15 protein-coding genes are annotated in these 17,011 nt (G+C 46.4%); 7 read left to right on the plus strand and 8 right to left on the minus strand.

Features of this window, described 5'->3' with window-relative positions; all coding sequences use genetic code 11:
* Window positions 1–7: 7 nt before the first annotated feature.
* Together EXZ60_RS12895 and EXZ60_RS12900 are read left to right on the plus strand one after the other, a co-directional pair.
* Complete coding sequence (locus tag EXZ60_RS12895) at window positions 8–1,045, plus strand: type IV pilus twitching motility protein PilT (RefSeq protein ID WP_013857819.1); 1,038 nt, start codon at window positions 8–10, stop codon at window positions 1,043–1,045.
* 10 nt (window positions 1,046–1,055) lie between these two features.
* On the plus strand, window positions 1,056–2,162 hold the full coding sequence (locus tag EXZ60_RS12900; protein WP_277435804.1) for a PilT/PilU family type 4a pilus ATPase: 1,107 nt from the start codon (window positions 1,056–1,058) through the stop codon (window positions 2,160–2,162).
* Between the two features lie 83 nt (window positions 2,163–2,245).
* On the opposite strand, the gene ruvX is transcribed toward EXZ60_RS12900, so the two are convergent.
* From ruvX to metK, 7 genes are all read right to left on the minus strand, one after another.
* A complete protein-coding gene (ruvX, locus tag EXZ60_RS12905) occupies window positions 2,246–2,674 on the minus strand; it encodes a Holliday junction resolvase RuvX (protein WP_017045508.1) in 429 nt (142 codons plus the stop codon).
* 82 nt (window positions 2,675–2,756) lie between these two features.
* Window positions 2,757–3,320 (minus strand): YqgE/AlgH family protein, encoded by a 564-nt coding sequence (locus EXZ60_RS12910; protein WP_017045507.1) that lies wholly within the window; start codon window positions 3,318–3,320, stop codon window positions 2,757–2,759.
* A 46-nt stretch (window positions 3,321–3,366) separates the two neighbouring features.
* Window positions 3,367–4,320 carry a glutathione synthase gene (gshB, locus tag EXZ60_RS12915; RefSeq protein ID WP_088720813.1) on the minus strand — a complete coding sequence of 318 codons (954 nt, stop codon included), beginning with the start codon at window positions 4,318–4,320 and terminating at the stop codon, window positions 3,367–3,369.
* 13 nt (window positions 4,321–4,333) lie between these two features.
* Window positions 4,334–5,065, minus strand: coding sequence for a 16S rRNA (uracil(1498)-N(3))-methyltransferase (rsmE, locus tag EXZ60_RS12920; RefSeq protein WP_088720814.1), 732 nt, complete (start codon window positions 5,063–5,065; stop codon window positions 4,334–4,336).
* Between the two features lie 108 nt (window positions 5,066–5,173).
* Entirely contained in the window at window positions 5,174–5,881 is a 708-nt protein-coding gene (endA, locus tag EXZ60_RS12925; RefSeq protein WP_277435805.1) for a deoxyribonuclease I, read from the minus strand.
* A 133-nt stretch (window positions 5,882–6,014) separates the two neighbouring features.
* Complete coding sequence (locus EXZ60_RS12930; protein ID WP_277435806.1) at window positions 6,015–6,515, minus strand: SprT family zinc-dependent metalloprotease; 501 nt, start codon at window positions 6,513–6,515, stop codon at window positions 6,015–6,017.
* A 67-nt stretch (window positions 6,516–6,582) separates the two neighbouring features.
* Window positions 6,583–7,737: a methionine adenosyltransferase gene (gene metK, locus EXZ60_RS12935; protein WP_026027375.1), complete on the minus strand. Its 1,155-nt coding sequence runs from the start codon at window positions 7,735–7,737 to the stop codon at window positions 6,583–6,585.
* 329 nt (window positions 7,738–8,066) lie between these two features.
* Here metK and tkt point away from each other — a divergent pair, with 329 nt between their 5' ends.
* A complete protein-coding gene (gene tkt, locus EXZ60_RS12940; RefSeq protein WP_017049522.1) occupies window positions 8,067–10,076 on the plus strand; it encodes a transketolase in 2,010 nt (669 codons plus the stop codon).
* Between the two features lie 63 nt (window positions 10,077–10,139).
* On the opposite strand, the gene EXZ60_RS12945 is transcribed toward tkt, so the two are convergent.
* The gene (locus EXZ60_RS12945; RefSeq protein ID WP_017049521.1) at window positions 10,140–11,042 is read right to left on the minus strand and encodes a LysR family transcriptional regulator; all 903 of its coding nucleotides are present in this window, start codon (window positions 11,040–11,042) and stop codon (window positions 10,140–10,142) included.
* 143 nt (window positions 11,043–11,185) lie between these two features.
* On the opposite strand from EXZ60_RS12945, the gene EXZ60_RS12950 reads away from it, so the two are divergent.
* From EXZ60_RS12950 to fbaA, 4 genes are all read left to right on the plus strand, one after another.
* Window positions 11,186–13,141: a ligand-gated channel protein gene (locus tag EXZ60_RS12950; protein WP_094128465.1), complete on the plus strand. Its 1,956-nt coding sequence runs from the start codon at window positions 11,186–11,188 to the stop codon at window positions 13,139–13,141.
* 199 nt (window positions 13,142–13,340) lie between these two features.
* Entirely contained in the window at window positions 13,341–14,366 is a 1,026-nt protein-coding gene (epd, locus tag EXZ60_RS12955; protein ID WP_026027970.1) for an erythrose-4-phosphate dehydrogenase, read from the plus strand.
* 148 nt (window positions 14,367–14,514) lie between these two features.
* Window positions 14,515–15,678: a phosphoglycerate kinase gene (locus tag EXZ60_RS12960; protein ID WP_026027969.1), complete on the plus strand. Its 1,164-nt coding sequence runs from the start codon at window positions 14,515–14,517 to the stop codon at window positions 15,676–15,678.
* A 153-nt stretch (window positions 15,679–15,831) separates the two neighbouring features.
* Entirely contained in the window at window positions 15,832–16,908 is a 1,077-nt protein-coding gene (fbaA, locus tag EXZ60_RS12965; protein ID WP_013857804.1) for a class II fructose-bisphosphate aldolase, read from the plus strand.
* Window positions 16,909–17,011: the final 103 nt, after the last annotated feature.

Here is a 17,011-nt window from a genome sequence, read left to right on the forward strand (position 1 = left end):
AAATTAAATGGATATCGCTGAGCTACTGGATTTTAGTGTAAAGCACAACGCTTCGGATCTACACCTATCTGCAGGTGTTCCACCTATGGTACGGATAGATGGTGAAGTAAGAAAGCTCGGAGTGCCTGCTTTTACTCATGCTGACGTGCATCGTTTGATTTTTGAGATCATGAACGATGCTCAGCGTAGTGAATTTGAAGAAAAACTGGAAGTGGATTTCTCATTTGAGCTGCCTAATGTAGGGCGTTTTCGTGTCAATGCTTTCCATCAATCTCGTGGCTGCTCTGCGGTTTTCCGGACGATTCCTACGGTGATCCCAACCTTGGAAGAACTACAAGCGCCTGACATTTTTAATAAAATCGCCAATTATGAGAAAGGATTGGTACTGGTGACCGGGCCAACAGGGTCGGGTAAGTCGACCACACTGGCAGCAATGGTTGATTACATTAATTCTCATCACAACAAACACATTTTAACCATTGAAGACCCCATTGAGTTTGTGCATAGCAACAATAAATGTTTGGTTAACCAACGTGAAGTGCACCGAGATACCCACAGTTTTAAAGCGGCGCTACGCTCGGCGCTGCGCGAAGATCCGGATGTAATCTTAGTCGGTGAGCTGCGCGATCAAGAAACCATCAGCTTAGCGTTAACCGCGGCTGAAACCGGGCATTTAGTGTTCGGCACGTTACATACCAGCTCTGCGGCGAAAACCATCGACCGGATCATTGATGTGTTTCCCGGTAGTGATAAAGAGATGGTTCGTTCAATGCTCTCTGAATCATTGCGAGCCGTGATTGCGCAAAAGCTGCTAAAACGTTTAGGTGGAGGCCGCGTCGCATGTCATGAAATTATGCTTGCCACTCCTGCGATTCGTAACTTGATCCGCGAGGATAAGGTTGCGCAGATGTATTCCATCATCCAAACGGGTGCGGCGCATGGCATGCAAACCATGGAACAGAATTCCAAACAGTTGATTGCGCAAGGTATTGTCGATCAAGAAGAAGTGCAGAAAAAACTGGAAGTCAATTCATCACCATTTTAAGAGAGAGCTCATGGAACTGAACCAATGTCTTGAGGGTATGTTGACTCAAAAAGCTTCCGACTTGTACCTCACCGTAGGAGCGCCAGTGTTATTTCGCGTCGATGGAGAGTTAAGAGCTCATGGCGAAAAGTTATCCCAAACGCAGGTGATGGCGTTGTTAGATGCCATGATGGATGAGGATCGCCGCCGTGAATTTCGACGTACACGTGAAGCCAATTTTGCAGTGGTGAGAGAGATTGGCCGCTTTCGTGTCAGTGCTTTTTTCCAACGTGAGCTGCCCGGTGCGGTGATCCGCCGCATTGAAACTCATATCCCCACTTTTGAAGAATTAAAGTTACCGGGTGTGTTGCAAGATCTCTCGATTGCAAAGCGTGGGCTGGTGCTGGTGGTAGGCGCGACGGGGTCGGGCAAATCGACCACCATGGCGGCCATGACGGGCTATCGTAACTCGCACCGAACTGGGCATATTTTAACAGTGGAAGATCCGATTGAGTTTGTGCATGAGCATCAGCGTTGCATTGTGACCCAGCGAGAAGTGGGGTTGGATACCGAGAGTTACGAAGTGGCTCTGAAAAACTCGCTGCGCCAAGCCCCTGATATGATTTTAATTGGTGAGATCCGTTCACGTGAAACGATGGAATATGCGATGACCTTTGCCGAGACAGGTCATTTATGTATGGCAACGTTACATGCTAACAATGCCAACCAAGCGCTTGAGCGAATTTTGCATTTGGTTCCTAAAGAGCAAAAAGAGCAGTTTTTGTTTGATCTATCAATGAACCTCAAAGGCGTCGTGGGGCAGCAGTTGATCCGCGATAAGAATGGCAAGGGACGACATGGTGTGTTTGAGATTTTACTCAACAGCCCTCGAATTTCCGATTTGATCCGCCGTGGTGATCTGCACGAATTGAAAGCGACGATGGGCAAATCAAAAGAAGTGGGGATGCAGACTTTTGACCAAGCACTGTATCAACTGGTCGTTGATGACAAAATCAGTGAACAAGATGCACTGCACAGCGCTGACTCGGCTAACGATTTGCGTTTAATGTTAAAAACAAAGCGTGGCGAAGGGATCAGCAGTGGCACATTGGATAACGTGCAGATTGATATGGAATAGTTGCAGTTCAAGACGAACAATCCCGAATTCGATTCGGGATTGTTCTGCACCGCTGTATTAAAGTTAAGTTACGCGAGGTTAAGTTAAGCGCCCCATTGCGCTTCAAACCAGCTCTCTAAGATCACTACGGCTGATTGGCAATCGACATTGCCTTTGCTCAGCGCCTTATAGCCGCCCATGGCAAATAAGTCGGCGCGGGCTTCCCGGGTTGAAAGCCGTTCGTCATGCATCTCGACGGCTAAGCCAAAGCGCCCGTGTAAACGCTGCGCAAATTTTTTGGCTCGTGGGGTAATGGTTTCTAATGCTTTGCCGTGCAAATCTGTTGGTAGCCCTACCACCAATAAATGGGGTTGCCACTCTTTGATCTGCTTTTCGATCTCTTCCCAATGTGGAATTCCGTCATTGGCTTTAAAGGCTTTAAGTGGCGATGCGGTGCCTGTAACTTCTTGGCCAATCGCACTGCCGATGCTTTTGGTGCCAAAGTCAAAAGCCATAATGGTTCTGGATGTCATAATCAGTATCTTGAATGTTGCAACGAAGGCTCTAAAAAGGCGCGTTACCTAGTTAGAGCCGTAAAGGTTAGAGCCGTAAAAGTTAAGCATGCCCAGCTTGCGCTGAGAGTTGGATGGGATCAATGCCGAGTTTTTTAATCGCCTGATTCCACTTATCGTGAATGGGCGTATTAAAGATAACCTCTGGATCGGCCTCAATGGTTAACCAAGAATTTTCAGCCAGCTCTAACTCAAGCTGACCGGGCTCCCAGCCAGAATAACCCAGAGCCACAAGATAGTGACTTGGTTCGGCATCCGTGCCCAGTACCGCTAAAATATCTTTCGATGTGGTGACGGCAATGTCATCGCTCATACGGATGCTGGATTCATAATGATCTTTCGGTCGATGTAGGATAAAACCGCGATCTTCAGAAACAGGACCGCCATTCAATACGGGCCTTTTTAGGCTATCAAGTTGAAGCTTCGGGTAGCTTGGCTCAACATCGACTTGGTTTAACATGCCGCCCACGGTGATATCAATCGGCACATTAATCATCAAGCCCATCGCCCCCTCTTCATTGTGCTCACAGATGTAAATAACACTGTGCTTGAAGTAAGGGTCTCTCATACTTGGCATGGCGACTAAAAAATGATTTGTAAGATTCATACTGCCTCCAACCTATCGCAAATTACTGGGCAAGAGTTTGCCCAGTTCAGCATGACTTGTTGATTCGACGCTCAATCGCGTCCATCAACTTACCGGTAATTGAGATATCAAAGGCGGCCTCTATTTCACGAATACACGTAGGGCTCGTCACGTTGATCTCAGTGAGCTTGTCGCCAATAACGTCAAGTCCGACAAAGATTAAGCCTTTTTCTTTCAATGTTGGGGCAATAGTTTGAGCAATTTTTTTATCGGTTTCGCTTAGCGGACGCGCTTCACCACGGCCACCAGCTGCCAAATTGCCACGGGTTTCGCCTTGTGCCGGAATTCGCGCTAGGCAGTAAGGCATTGGTTCACCATCGACCACTAAAATACGTTTATCACCGTTGCTGATGTCAGGTACAAAAGTTTGCGCCATACAGTAGTTTTGGCCGTGGTTAGTTAATGTTTCGATAATGACAGATACGTTTGGATCACCCTCTTTAACGCGGAAGATAGATGCCCCGCCCATACCGTCTAACGGTTTTAAAATCACATCACCATGTTGCGCGCGGAAGGCTTTAATTTTTTCCGCTTTACGCGTCACTATGGTGGTTGGCGTTAGTTCAGGGAACCATGCCGTAAACAGTTTCTCATTGCAGTCACGTAAGCTTTGCGGCTTATTGACGATTAATGTTCCTGCTTCTTCTGCTCGTTCTAGAATGTAGGTTGCGTAGATATATTCAGTGTCAAACGGCGGATCTTTACGCATCAATACTGCATCGAGATCAGCCAGTGGAATAGTTTGCTCAGATAAAAACTCATACCAACCGTTCGGATCTTCTTTTAATGTCACCACTTTGGTATCGGCAAAAGCGACACCTTGATCTAAGTGTAGATCATTCATCTTCATATAGTGGATTTCATAACCACGACGCTGCGCTTCTAGCAACATGGCAAAGCTGGAATCTTTTTTGATGTTAATGGACGAGATAGGGTCCATGACGATACCAAGTTTAATCATTGTTTTTCTCCGGTTAGCCAAGATCGCCAAAGCGAACTTGAAGAGCAGTAATAGCCGTTAAGGCCGTAGTTTCAGTACGCAGTACGCGTGGGCCTAGCAAGGTTTCTTCAAAATGGTACTGTTCAGTCATGCTAATTTCTGATTCTGATAAGCCCCCTTCAGGGCCAATCAACAAACGGACTTTATTGATGGGTTGAGGCAGGGTATTAATCGAATACTTCGCACGTGGATGTAAGTTGAGCTTGAGCGCATCACTGGGTTCGGCACACCACTCTTCCAACTGCATAATTGGGCGGATCAGCGGCACTATATTGCGGCCGCACTGCTCACAAGCGCTGATTGCAATTTTTTGCCACTGTTCCAGTTTTTTCTCAAAACGTTTGGCATCTAATTTCACGCCGCAACGTTCAGAAATCAAAGGCGTGATGGTATTGACGCCAAGTTCGACCGATTTTTGAATGGTGAACTCCATTTTGTCTCCACGCGAGATCACCTGCCCAAGGTGTAAATTAAGAGGCGATTCACAGCTGCTTTCGACTCTTTTCAATACATTGACCAGCACATTTTTTTTGCTGACCTCGGTAATTTCCGCTGGGAATTCCGCGCCACTGCCATCAAAAAGCAGTACTTCTTGGCCCGCTTGCATGCGTAACACCCGGCCAATATGCCCAGCCGCATCATCATTGAGAGCAATAATGCTTGAGGATTGAAGAGGAGTCGGATGATAAATTCTAGGGATACGCATGGATAGTTCCTACCTGACGTTGAATAGCCATTAACATGGATGCTTTACACTGAAAAAACAAGGGGCAAGGGCGAGTTTCAATCACGAAAATAGCCCACAAAAAGTACCTCATGAACGGCACTGTTGCTGCACAAATGGGTTGTGGTTGCCTTGAACTTTGGCAATTCGCTGATCGCGTTTGCATTCCCACTCATCGGCTGGGTATTGGCGATTCCAAGCTTGCATTAGTTGTGTTTGGGACTTGGATAACTGAAAGCCATAGTTTTGGCTCATGTACAGATAGGTACGAGCAATTGAGCCACGTGCTCTATCGGGTGGCATGACTTTGCGTTGTTTAAAATCGACCTGCATTTCACAACGGCCATAGCTTTCACCTTCTACGCCATTCCACTGATTGAAATTGTAGTTTGAACGATCGCCGTTGACTTCGCCAATCGCCGGCGTCAGGTTGTGGAGGTCAGCTTCCATCGAACGAAAAATAGTATCATTTTTGGTGCAATTTTTACGCCCACCTTGTTGCCAGCACTGACGCTGGTGGCCAAATTGCCAAGCAGGGACGACGTGTTCCCATTCAATGCGGCTGGCGCGAGTTTGCTGTTTGCGAACTTGGTAACCACAAGCTTGTAAGTCGGGCGTGCCTTTCTTACCTTGCCATGCTATGTCACAACCGCAATAAAAGCTCACTGGATGATCATGATAGATTTTCAATGCTTCTTTTTTAGCTTGAGAAAAGGAAGCGGGAGGCGCAGCTAGTGCACAAAACGAGAACAGAGCTAAGCTGCTATTCACAAGCAATAAGCGAAAATAGGACATCATTTAGACTGATATAAGTATGGTTTTTATAAGTCTAACACTCAGATTAAAGAATAATAAATGATGTTTTTGTTGTTAATTGCAGATGGGTGTAACCACACCGCTGTAGATTCAAGTAGCAGCAACCCAAGTTTATTTAGGAAAGCTGCACGCCAGTAAAATGGAGCGTTTGTGCACAGTGTTGGCAGCGGTAGATGGCTTGATTGCGCATCACTTTATTGTGGCGACGGACAGTGAGCGGGTAATGTGCACAGGCGCAGTGATATTCAAAGGTTTTACCTTGCACTGAAGAGACTTCAAAGCGATGAGTGGTATTGGCTGGTAAATGAAACACTTGATTCATCACAGCCTGCCACTCTTTACCGTGTGGAGGAACGCGACCATAGCGCTGGTAGGTAATTAGGTGGGCGATTTCATGTGGGATCACTTCATCGAGAAAGGCGCGTTGATTTTCAGCAAACAGCACTGGATTCAGTCTGATTTCCCAACGTTGTAAATAAGCCTTACCTGCCGCCTTTCCCCGCAACTGATAGTTGATACTCGGCATAGGGAAGTCGTGTTGAAAATAGTGACGAGCGGTTGTGATGCACTGCTTTGCTTTTACTTGCGCACGGTAATGTAGCTCAAAATTAGGCACAGATTCATTCCTAGAAAAAAGCCCTTGCGAATGAGCAAGGGCTTACAAATTTAAACTAGGTTGAAAATTACTTCAAGCCAGCAAAGTCACGCAGGATGGCGGCTTTGTCAGTCGCTTCCCAAGGAAACTCTTCACGGCCGAAGTGACCGTAAGCGGCGGTTTTCTTGTAGATCGGTTGCAGTAAATTGAGCATTTCTTGTAAGCCGTATGGGCGTAGGTCGAAGTGCTGGCGTACCGCTTCAATGATGATCTCTTGTGATACTTTTTCAGTACCAAAGGTTTCGACCATGATTGAGGTTGGATCTGCGATACCAATGGCGTATGACAACTGAATTTCACAGCGGTCAGCAAGGCCTGCCGCTACGATGTTTTTCGCTACATAACGCGCCGCGTAGGCTGCACTACGGTCTACTTTTGATGGATCTTTACCAGAGAATGCACCACCACCGTGACGCGCTGCGCCGCCGTAGGTATCAACAATGATCTTACGACCAGTTAAACCACAGTCACCCATTGGGCCGCCAATCACAAAACGACCGGTTGGGTTGATGAAGAATTTGGTCTCTTTGCTAAGCCACTCGGCTGGCAACACAGGCTTAATGATCTCTTCCATGACGCCTTCGCGTAGGTCAGCTGTCGAGATAGAGTCGCAATGTTGCGTTGAAAGAACGACTGCATCAATTCCGACAATTTTACCTTGGTCATATTGGAAGGTAACTTGAGATTTCGCATCAGGACGTAGCCAAGAAAGCGTGCCATTTTTACGCACTTCTGCTTGTTTTTGCATCAAGCGGTGAGCGTAGGTGATTGGTGCCGGCATCAGGATTTCAGTTTCGTTGGTCGCGTAACCGAACATAATACCTTGGTCACCAGCGCCTTGTTCTTTAGGATCGGCCTTATCAACACCTTGGTTGATATCAGGTGACTGTTTACCAATGGTATTCAAAACGGCGCAAGAATTGGCATCGAAACCCATCTCTGAGTTGACGTAACCAATTTCACGAACGGTTTGGCGAGTAAGCTCTTCAATGTCCACCCATGCAGAGGTAGTGATTTCACCACCAACCATGACCATGCCGGTTTTCACGTAAGTTTCACAAGCAACGCGCGCTTTGATGTCTTGTTCTAGAATCGCATCCAAAACTGCATCAGAAATTTGGTCTGCAATTTTATCTGGATGGCCTTCTGAAACGGATTCAGAAGTAAACAGGTGCTTAACCATGTGAGCTCCACTTTTAATCGTTGGACTATGGCAAGCTTCGCTCACCATCGTTATTCATTAGTTTATGTAGGTATTTCTACATCTAGACGTCTATTCTAGTTTTGAATGGTCGAATTACAAGTTATTTTTACGCCTGTCTGTAAACCAAACGTTTGCTTAAATTTAGATGAAAAATTGGAGTTTGGTTTTTTATCCTAAAAATAAGCGCTAAAGAGCACTATTTCTCCAGTAAAACGTTTGCAGTGAGAAAAGTGCTTTGAGAGAATAGCCGCGCTATTTTCAGCCCATTTCCGTTAATTTGAATTCGCTTAATGCACTCAGGAGCAGACATGTCTTCCCGTAACCTTGTTTCTAATAAAGAACTCGCCAATGCCATCCGTGCTCTTAGTATGGACGGTGTTCAACAAGCTAACTCTGGTCACCCTGGTGCACCGATGGGTATGGCCGATATCGCCGAAGTTCTTTGGCGTAGTCACTTAAACCATAACCCACAAAACCCACAATGGGCTGACCGCGACCGTTTTGTGCTGTCAAACGGCCACGGCTCAATGCTGATTTACTCTTTATTGCACCTGAGCGGTTACGCGCTGTCGATTGATGATTTGAAAAACTTCCGTCAATTGCACTCAAAAACACCGGGTCACCCAGAATACGGTTACGCGCCGGGCATTGAAACCACCACGGGCCCACTAGGCCAAGGTATTACTAATGCGGTCGGCATGGCGATGGCTGAAAAAGCACTGGCGGCGCAGTTCAACAAACCGGGTCACGACATCGTTGACCACTTCACTTATGTATTCATGGGTGATGGCTGTTTGATGGAAGGCATCTCGCACGAGGCGTGTTCTCTTGCAGGTACGCTAGGTCTTGGCAAACTGATTGCGTTTTGGGATGACAACGGTATTTCTATTGATGGTCATGTGGAAGGCTGGTTCTCTGATGACACGCCAAAACGTTTTGAAGCCTACGGCTGGCATGTTATTGCTGCGGTTGATGGCCATAACGCTGAAGCGATTAATGCCGCGATTGAGGCTGCAAAAGCAGACCCTCGTCCAACCTTGATTTGCACCAAAACCATCATCGGTTTTGGCTCGCCAAACAAAGCGGGCTCACACGACTGTCACGGTGCCCCTTTAGGCGCTGAAGAAATCAAAGCGGCGCGTGAATTCTTGGGTTGGCCGCATGCACCTTTCCATATCCCTGCCGACATTTACGCGCAGTGGGATGCCAAAGAAGCTGGCCAGGCGAAAGAAACCGATTGGAACGCCAAGTTTGAAGCGTACGCCGCCGCTTACCCAGCCGAAGCCGCTGAGTTCAAACGCCGCGTAAATGGCGAGTTGCCAGCAGAATGGGAAGCGAAAGCGAGTCAAATTATTGCTGACCTTCAAGCTAACCCAGCCAATATTGCGTCACGTAAAGCGTCACAAAATGCGCTGGAAGCGTTTGGTAAAATGCTGCCAGAATTTATGGGCGGCTCGGCGGACTTGGCACCGTCTAACCTGACCATGTGGTCGGGCTCTCAATCGCTCACGGCGGAAGATTTCTCGGGTAACTACATTCACTACGGTGTGCGTGAATTCGGTATGACTGCCATCATGAATGGTATCGCGCTGCACGGTGGCTTCGTTCCTTACGGCGCAACCTTCCTGATGTTTATGGAATACGCCCGTAATGCAATGCGTATGGCCGCGCTGATGAAAATTCAGAACATTCAAGTCTACACTCATGACTCGATTGGTTTGGGTGAAGATGGCCCAACCCATCAACCGGTTGAGCAAGTGGCTTCACTGCGTTTGACACCAAACATGAGCACATGGCGTCCGTGTGATCAAGTGGAATCAGCCGTCGCATGGAAGTTGGCGATTGAGCGTAAAGATGGCCCATCAGCGCTGATTTTCTCTCGCCAAAACCTAGCGCAGCAGCCACGCAGCGAAGCGCAAGTTGCGGATATCGCGAAAGGTGGTTACATCCTAAAAGAGTGCGCTGGTCAGCCTGAGCTTATCCTGATTGCCACTGGCTCTGAAGTTGAACTGGCGGTAAAAGCCGCAGAGCAACTTACAGCCGAAGGTAAGAAAGTGCGCGTAGTTTCGATGCCATCAACCGATGCGTTTGATAAACAAGATGCAGCCTACCGCGAAGCCGTACTACCAGCAGCCGTGACTAAGCGTATTGCAATTGAAGCAGGTATCGCGGATTTCTGGTACAAGTACGTTGGTTTTGGCGGCAAGATCATCGGTATGACTACCTTTGGTGAGTCAGCACCGGCGGATCAACTGTTCAAAATGTTCGGCTTTACAACTGAAAACGTGGTGAAACAAGCACAAGAGTTGCTTGCTTAAGTCGTTTAGTTTTTAATGCAAAAGCCCAGCGAGTCATTCGCTGGGCTTTTTTGATCTTGATGTTTATGGTGCTTTCCATTCCTCAGGACAGGCTTGACGTAGCGCGTCGATAAACAGACGCAGTTTGAGCGGATGTCTGCCTGCTGGATAATGACAACTAATTTCAGTGGGTGGCGACAACCATTCTGGCAAACATGCTTGCACACTGTTTGGGTGCGCTTGTTCAAAGCCTTTGGCAAACCATGTCGGCAGTAAGCCGATGCCTCTTCCTTTGGCTATCGCATCCGCTTGCATAGCTAAATTATCACTCTGCAAGCGGCTTGTGAGCGCAGGTAAAAGATAGCTGCCGTGAATAGGATGGATGAGAGCCAAGGCTTCTTGGCGAAAAGCGATAAAATCAATCCAAGGATGTTTGACTAGATCCTGTGGATGCTCTGGCATGTCGTTATTGGCAAGATAGTGTGGCGACGCATAAGGTGAATATTGCCAATGGCCGAGCAATTCACGTCTCCAGCCTTGTTGAGCAAACGGGCCAATCCAAATCAGTAAATCAGGCTCAATATGTGACTCTTCTGCCACATATTGGCTGTAGAGTCGAATGTTGATTTCGGTGTGGGTTTGCATGAACTCATCCAATACGTTGCTCAACCAGCCACGAATTAAGTTCGGATGAACCACCAAGGTCATTTCACCGCTGATTTGGTTATTAAACTCTTGCAGTGCTTCATGGCTTTTTTCTGCTAATTCAAGCAGTTGTTCTGTATAGACTGCAAAAACTTGCCCAGCTTTAGTCAAAGTTAGACGGTTGCCTTGCCGAGCAATTAAGGCTTGTCCGAGATCGTTTTCCAAAGACGCCAAACGTCGACTGAGGGTGGACTTAGGCTGTTCCAGCGCTTTCGCCGCCGCAGTCAGGCTTTTGTATTGACAGAGAGCATGGAAAGCTTTGATCGCACTGAAATCATGCATAAGTAAAATGGCCTTTTAATCTAATCATCACTGTGTTCCATATTCGGTATCGACCATTCCATCTGTCTATCTATCTCAATCATCAAAATTATGAATAATCCACCTCTGAAATTAATAATCATTATCATTTAAAGGAGTGGTACATGTCCAGACTCAATCCGCTGAATGTTGCAATTACTGCGGCGCTCGGGTTATTCACCTCATCACACGTGTTCGCTGAAGAAATTCAATCTTATGAGAAATTAGTGGTGACGGCGGCTGGTTTTGAACAAACACAAGCGCAGGCTCCAGCTAGTATCAGTGTGATTACACGAGAAGAGTTGCAATCACGTTATTATCGTGATGTAACCGATGCACTGCGCAGTGTGCCGGGCGTGTTGGTGACTGGAGGTGGTGACAAAACAGACATCAGCTTGCGCGGTATGAGTTCAAACTACACCTTGATGTTAGTCGATGGTAAGCGTCAATCTTCACGTCAAACTCGACCAAATAGTGATGGCCCAGGTATTGAGCAGGGATGGATGCCACCACTGCAAGCCATTGAACGAATTGAAGTAATTCGTGGCCCAATGTCGACTTTATATGGCTCAGATGCCATTGGTGGTGTGATCAATATCATCACACGAAAAGATAATCAAGAGTGGTCAGGCAGTGTTCAGTTGGATACGGTTTTCCAAGAAAATCGCGATTCTGGCGATCAGAACAGCGTCAACTTTTTCCTGACAGGGCCACTGGCCGACAATCTTTCTCTGCAAGTTTATGGACAGAGCACCGAGCGCGATGAAGATAAGATTGAACGTGGCTACCAAGACAAAAGCTTAAAAAGTTTAACTTCAAAGTTGAACTACCAACTTAATGAGCAACATGATCTGACTTTTGAAGTGGGTACTTCCGCACAAGATCGCCGAGGCAATGTAGGGTTATCCGTGCCAACGACAGGTTGTAAAGGTGGGTGCGAAGACAGCTTAAACGAATACCGTAGAACCTATATTTCCCTTTCTCACCAAGGGGATTGGGGCGACTATGGTGTGTCAGATACTTATGTCCAACGTGAAGTAAGTAACAATAAAAGCCGTGAGATGGAGATCATCAATACGGTGGCTAAATCAAGCTTAGTGGTGCCATTGACTAACAATACGGCAACCGTAGGCATTGAGGCTTCACATTCAAAGTTAGAAGATTTCACCTCAAATAAAGCCTCTGATTTAACTCAGATTGAAAGCACTCAATGGGCGGCGTTTGTTGAAGACGAGTGGCGCATGACCGAGTCGTTCAACCTAACCTTAGGTGGCCGTGTTGACCACGATGAAAATTATGGTTCTCATTTTAGCCCAAGAGCGTATGGCGTGTGGACCATCAATCCAGCGTGGATTCTGAAAGGTGGCGTGGCAACGGGTTTCCGTTCACCGCAGCTCAGAGAAGTCACGCCAAATTGGGCGCAAGTGAGTGGTGGCGGTAATATCTACGGCAACCCAGATTTAAAACCCGAAACTTCAATCAACAAAGAGTTGGGGTTGATGTACCAAAATGGAGCGGGTCTTAACGCGAGTTTGACTTTCTTCCATAATGATTTTAAAGACAAAATTACCCGTGTTGTGTGCCCAAGCAACGTCTGTACTGCAGGCCCGAACGAGTGGGGTTCTGATCCCACTTATCGAGTGAACGTTGATGAAGCGTACACGCGTGGAGTTGAAAGTACGCTCGGTTTACCTATCACAGAAACGGTTTATTTCAACGCGAGCTATACCTTTACTGACTCAGAGCAAAAAACCGGAAAATATCAAGGTATGCCACTTGAGCAACAACCTGAGCATCGCTTCAGCGCTGATATTGATTGGCAAGCGACTGACAACTTGAGCAGTTGGTTGAAGCTGACTTATCGTGGAAAAGAGAGCAACCCAGTCACTGGCCCTTCTCGTAGCAGCTTGATTGAGCCAGCTTATCAGTTCATCGATACTGGCATCACTTACGCGCTTTCTTCTCAAGTAAGCTTGAAAGGTGCGATTTACAATCTACTCGATGAAGAAATTTCATACCAAGAATATGGCTATGTAGAAGATGGACGTCGTTATTGGTTAGGTATTGACGTTAATTTTTAAACCATCAATACCGCAAATGAAATGGCTCCCGTTTGGTGAGCCATTTTTTATGGACATCTTTCTTGTCGTAGCCGCCGTTGCTTGTACCTTGAGTCCGTTTAGAAACGGAATCTTTTGCGACAACTGATGGCTTGGGGTGTTGCTCTTGGTCGCTATCGGTTACTATCTGTACCACGAAAAAAGTTAAGACGATGGAATGATGCTTAAAGTCGCGATCAATGGTTTTGGACGTATCGGGCGCAACGTGCTGCGTGCGATATATGAAAGTGGAAAAAGTCAGCAGATAAAAGTGGTAGCGGTGAATGAGCTGGCGCTACCTGATGCGATGGCGCACCTACTGCAATACGACACTACTCATGGTCGATTTGGTAAAAAGATCACCAATGATCAAGAGCATATCTATGTTCATCATGGGCTGGATGAGTATGACTCGATTCGAATTTTGCACCTTAGTGAAATCAAACTTCTGCCATGGCGCGATTTAGGCGTTGATATTGTGCTCGACTGCACGGGTGTGTACGGCTCAAAAGCCGATGGTTTGGAGCACATTGAGGCAGGCGCAAAGAAGGTACTCTTTTCACATCCCGGCTCACATGATCTGGATAATACAATCATTTATGGGGTCAACCATGAGACGCTAACCGCAGAACATCGCATTGTGTCGAACGGATCCTGTACCACCAACTGCATTGTACCGATTATTAAAGTGCTTGATGAAGCGTTTGGTATCGATTCAGGAACCATTACCACCATTCACTCGTCAATGAATGATCAACAAGTGATTGATGCCTACCACACCGATTTGCGTCGAACACGTTCTGCAAGCCAATCCATCATTCCAGTAGACACCAAGTTGCACAAAGGAATTGAAAGGATCTTTCCGAAATTTTCTAACAAATTTGAAGCGATATCAGTGCGCGTACCGACAGTTAATGTCACAGCGATGGATTTGAGTGTCACAATTAATACGAATGTGAAAGTTAATGACGTAAATCAAACCATTGTTAACGCATCTCAGTGTACATTACGTGGCATTGTTGACTATACTGAAGCTCCGCTTGTTTCCATCGATTTTAACCACGATCCCCATAGTGCGATTGTTGATGGTTCACAAACAAGAGTGAGTAACGGGCAGCTTGTTAAAATGCTCGTTTGGTGTGATAACGAATGGGGCTTTGCGAATCGCATGCTGGATACGGCACTCGCAATGCAAGCATCCGAGTAGTAGCAGGATGATGGAGATTTATTTATTTTCAGGCTTGAAATAAATAACTCAAATCTCCATATCGATAACCAGTTTGAAGAATTTATAGGCTCGGCAAGGTTGCCGGGTTTCCAAAAACTTTATTTATTAATATTTGAGAGGACAAACCATGTCTGTAATCAAGATGACCGACCTGGACCTAGCAGGTAAACGCGTATTTATCCGTGCTGACCTAAACGTACCAGTGAAAGATGGCAAAGTAACTTCTGATGCACGTATTCTTGCATCGCTACCAACAATTCAGCACTGCCTAGCGGCGGGCGCTAAAGTGATGGTTACTTCTCACCTAGGTCGTCCAACTGAAGGCGAATACGCGGAAGAGTTCTCTCTACTACCAGTGGTTAATTACCTAAACGACGCGCTAGATTGCGAAGTGAAACTGGCAAAAGATTACCTAGATGGCCTAGAGCTAAACGCAGGTGAGCTTGTTGTTCTAGAAAACGTCCGCTTTAACAAAGGCGAGAAAAAGAACGAAGAAGAACTATCTAAAAAATACGCAGCTCTTTGCGACGTATTTGTGATGGATGCATTTGGTACGGCTCACCGTGCACAAGCCTCAACTCACGGCATTGGTATGCAAGCACCTATCGCTTGTGCTGGTCCACTATTGGCAGCAGAACTTGAAGCACTAGGCAAAGCCATGGATAACCCAGAGCGTCCATTAGTGGCTATCGTTGGTGGCTCAAAAGTGTCTACTAAACTAACGGTTCTAGAATCGCTATCTAAAATTGCTGACCAACTGGTTGTTGGCGGTGGTATTGCTAACACTTTCATCGCAGCAGCAGGCCACAACGTAGGTAAGTCTCTATATGAAGCAGACTTGCTTGAAACGGCTAAAAAGTTGATGAAAGAGTGTTCTATTCCAGTAGCAACAGATGTTGCTTGTGCAAAAGCCTTTGATGAAAACGCAGAAGCGGAAATCAAAAACGTGGCGGATGTTCAAGATGACGATATGATTTTCGACCTAGGTCCAGACTCAACCGCACAACTGGCTGAAATCATCGCTAACGCAAAAACCATTCTATGGAACGGTCCTGTTGGCGTATTTGAATTCAAAAACTTCGAAGCAGGTACAAAAGGTATCTCTGAAGCGATTGCGAAATCTGCAGGTTTCTCAGTGGCTGGTGGTGGTGACACACTAGCGGCAATCGACAAGTTCGGTATCAAAGCCGACGTATCTTACATCTCTACTGGCGGCGGTGCATTCCTTGAGTTTGTTGAAGGTAAAGTACTACCAGCGGTTGAAATGCTAGAAGCACGCGCGAAAGCTTAATGACTAATGAAAGCGGGAGTGATTCCCGCTTTCTTGTTTGCTGCACGTGTGTTTTTATTCTGATAGAATGACGCCAGTTGTGAGCAAACGTTTGCAAGAATTTAAACTTAACTGTTTTATTTTTAAAACGATAGAAAAAATAGGATCAAATCCATGTCTAAGATCTTCGATTTCGTAAAACCAGGCGTAATTTCTGGCGATGACGTACAGAAAGTATTTGAAGTTGCAAAACAAAATAACTTTGCTCTTCCTGCAGTAAACGTAGTGAACACTGACTCTATCAATGCGGTTCTTGAAGCTGCATCTAAAGTTAAAGCGCCAGTGGTTGTTCAGTTCTCTAACGGTGGCGCGGCTTTCTTTGCTGGTAAAGGCGTTAAACTTGCTGGTCAAGGTGCACAAATCCTAGGTGCGGTTGCTGGCGCGAAATATGTTCACGCTGTAGCAGAAACTTACGGTGTGCCTGTTATTCTTCACACTGACCACGCTGCGAAGAAACTACTTCCTTGGATCGACGGTCTACTAGACGCAGGCGAAGAGTTCTTCGCTCAAACTGGTAAGCCTCTATTCTCTTCTCATATGCTAGACCTTTCTGAAGAGTCTCTAGAAGAGAACGTTGAAACTTGTGCGAAATACCTAGAGCGTATGGCTAAAATGGGTATGACTATCGAGATCGAACTGGGTTGTACTGGTGGCGAAGAAGACGGCGTTGACAACTCAGACATGGATTCATCTGAGCTGTACACTTCTCCTGAAGACGTAGCTTACGCTTACGAGAAATTGAGCGCAGTGAGCCACCGTTTCACTATCGCAGCTTCTTTCGGTAACGTACACGGTGTTTACCAAGCGGGTAACGTGGTACTGACTCCAACTATCCTACGTGATTCACAAGCGTATGTTTCTGAGAAATTTGGCCTTCCAGCGAACTCTCTAAACTTCGTATTCCACGGTGGTTCTGGTTCTTCTGAAGCCGAGATCAAAGAGTCAATCAGCTATGGTGTTATCAAAATGAACATCGATACTGATACTCAGTGGGCAACTTGGGACGGTATCCGTCAGTACGAAGCTGAAAACCATGATTACCTACAAGGTCAAATTGGTAACCCTACGGGTGAATCTGCGCCAAACAAGAAATACTACGATCCACGCGTATGGCTACGTGCTGGTCAAGCATCGATGGTTGCTCGTTTAGAGAAAGCCTTCGCTGACCTTAATGCGATCGACGTACTATAAGTTCATTTATCTGGACTAAGTGATGAACCCGCTCAATGAGCGGGTTTTTTTATGGCCGAGATTCAGACAAAATGACTGGCGGATTGTTAAAATATTGCTTAAC

Origin of the sequence: Vibrio sp. 1151_11 (assembly GCF_029478525.1) — a bacterium.
Classification (GTDB): Bacteria; Pseudomonadota; Gammaproteobacteria; order Enterobacterales; family Vibrionaceae; genus Vibrio; species Vibrio anguillarum.

Coding starts and splice junctions, on each gene's coding strand:
- EXZ60_RS12895 (WP_013857819.1), top strand. CDS start 8: ATGGATATCGCTGAGCTACTGGATTTTAGTGTAAAGCACAACGCTTCG.
- EXZ60_RS12900 (WP_277435804.1), top strand. CDS start 1,056: ATGGAACTGAACCAATGTCTTGAGGGTATGTTGACTCAAAAAGCTTCC.
- ruvX (WP_017045508.1), bottom strand. CDS start 2,674: ATGACATCCAGAACCATTATGGCTTTTGACTTTGGCACCAAAAGCATC.
- EXZ60_RS12910 (WP_017045507.1), bottom strand. CDS start 3,320: ATGAATCTTACAAATCATTTTTTAGTCGCCATGCCAAGTATGAGAGAC.
- gshB (WP_088720813.1), bottom strand. CDS start 4,320: ATGATTAAACTTGGTATCGTCATGGACCCTATCTCGTCCATTAACATC.
- rsmE (WP_088720814.1), bottom strand. CDS start 5,065: ATGCGTATCCCTAGAATTTATCATCCGACTCCTCTTCAATCCTCAAGC.
- endA (WP_277435805.1), bottom strand. CDS start 5,881: ATGATGTCCTATTTTCGCTTATTGCTTGTGAATAGCAGCTTAGCTCTG.
- metK (WP_026027375.1), bottom strand. CDS start 7,737: ATGGTTAAGCACCTGTTTACTTCTGAATCCGTTTCAGAAGGCCATCCA.
- tkt (WP_017049522.1), top strand. CDS start 8,067: ATGTCTTCCCGTAACCTTGTTTCTAATAAAGAACTCGCCAATGCCATC.
- EXZ60_RS12945 (WP_017049521.1), bottom strand. CDS start 11,042: ATGCATGATTTCAGTGCGATCAAAGCTTTCCATGCTCTCTGTCAATAC.
- EXZ60_RS12950 (WP_094128465.1), top strand. CDS start 11,186: ATGTCCAGACTCAATCCGCTGAATGTTGCAATTACTGCGGCGCTCGGG.
- epd (WP_026027970.1), top strand. CDS start 13,341: ATGCTTAAAGTCGCGATCAATGGTTTTGGACGTATCGGGCGCAACGTG.
- EXZ60_RS12960 (WP_026027969.1), top strand. CDS start 14,515: ATGTCTGTAATCAAGATGACCGACCTGGACCTAGCAGGTAAACGCGTA.
- fbaA (WP_013857804.1), top strand. CDS start 15,832: ATGTCTAAGATCTTCGATTTCGTAAAACCAGGCGTAATTTCTGGCGAT.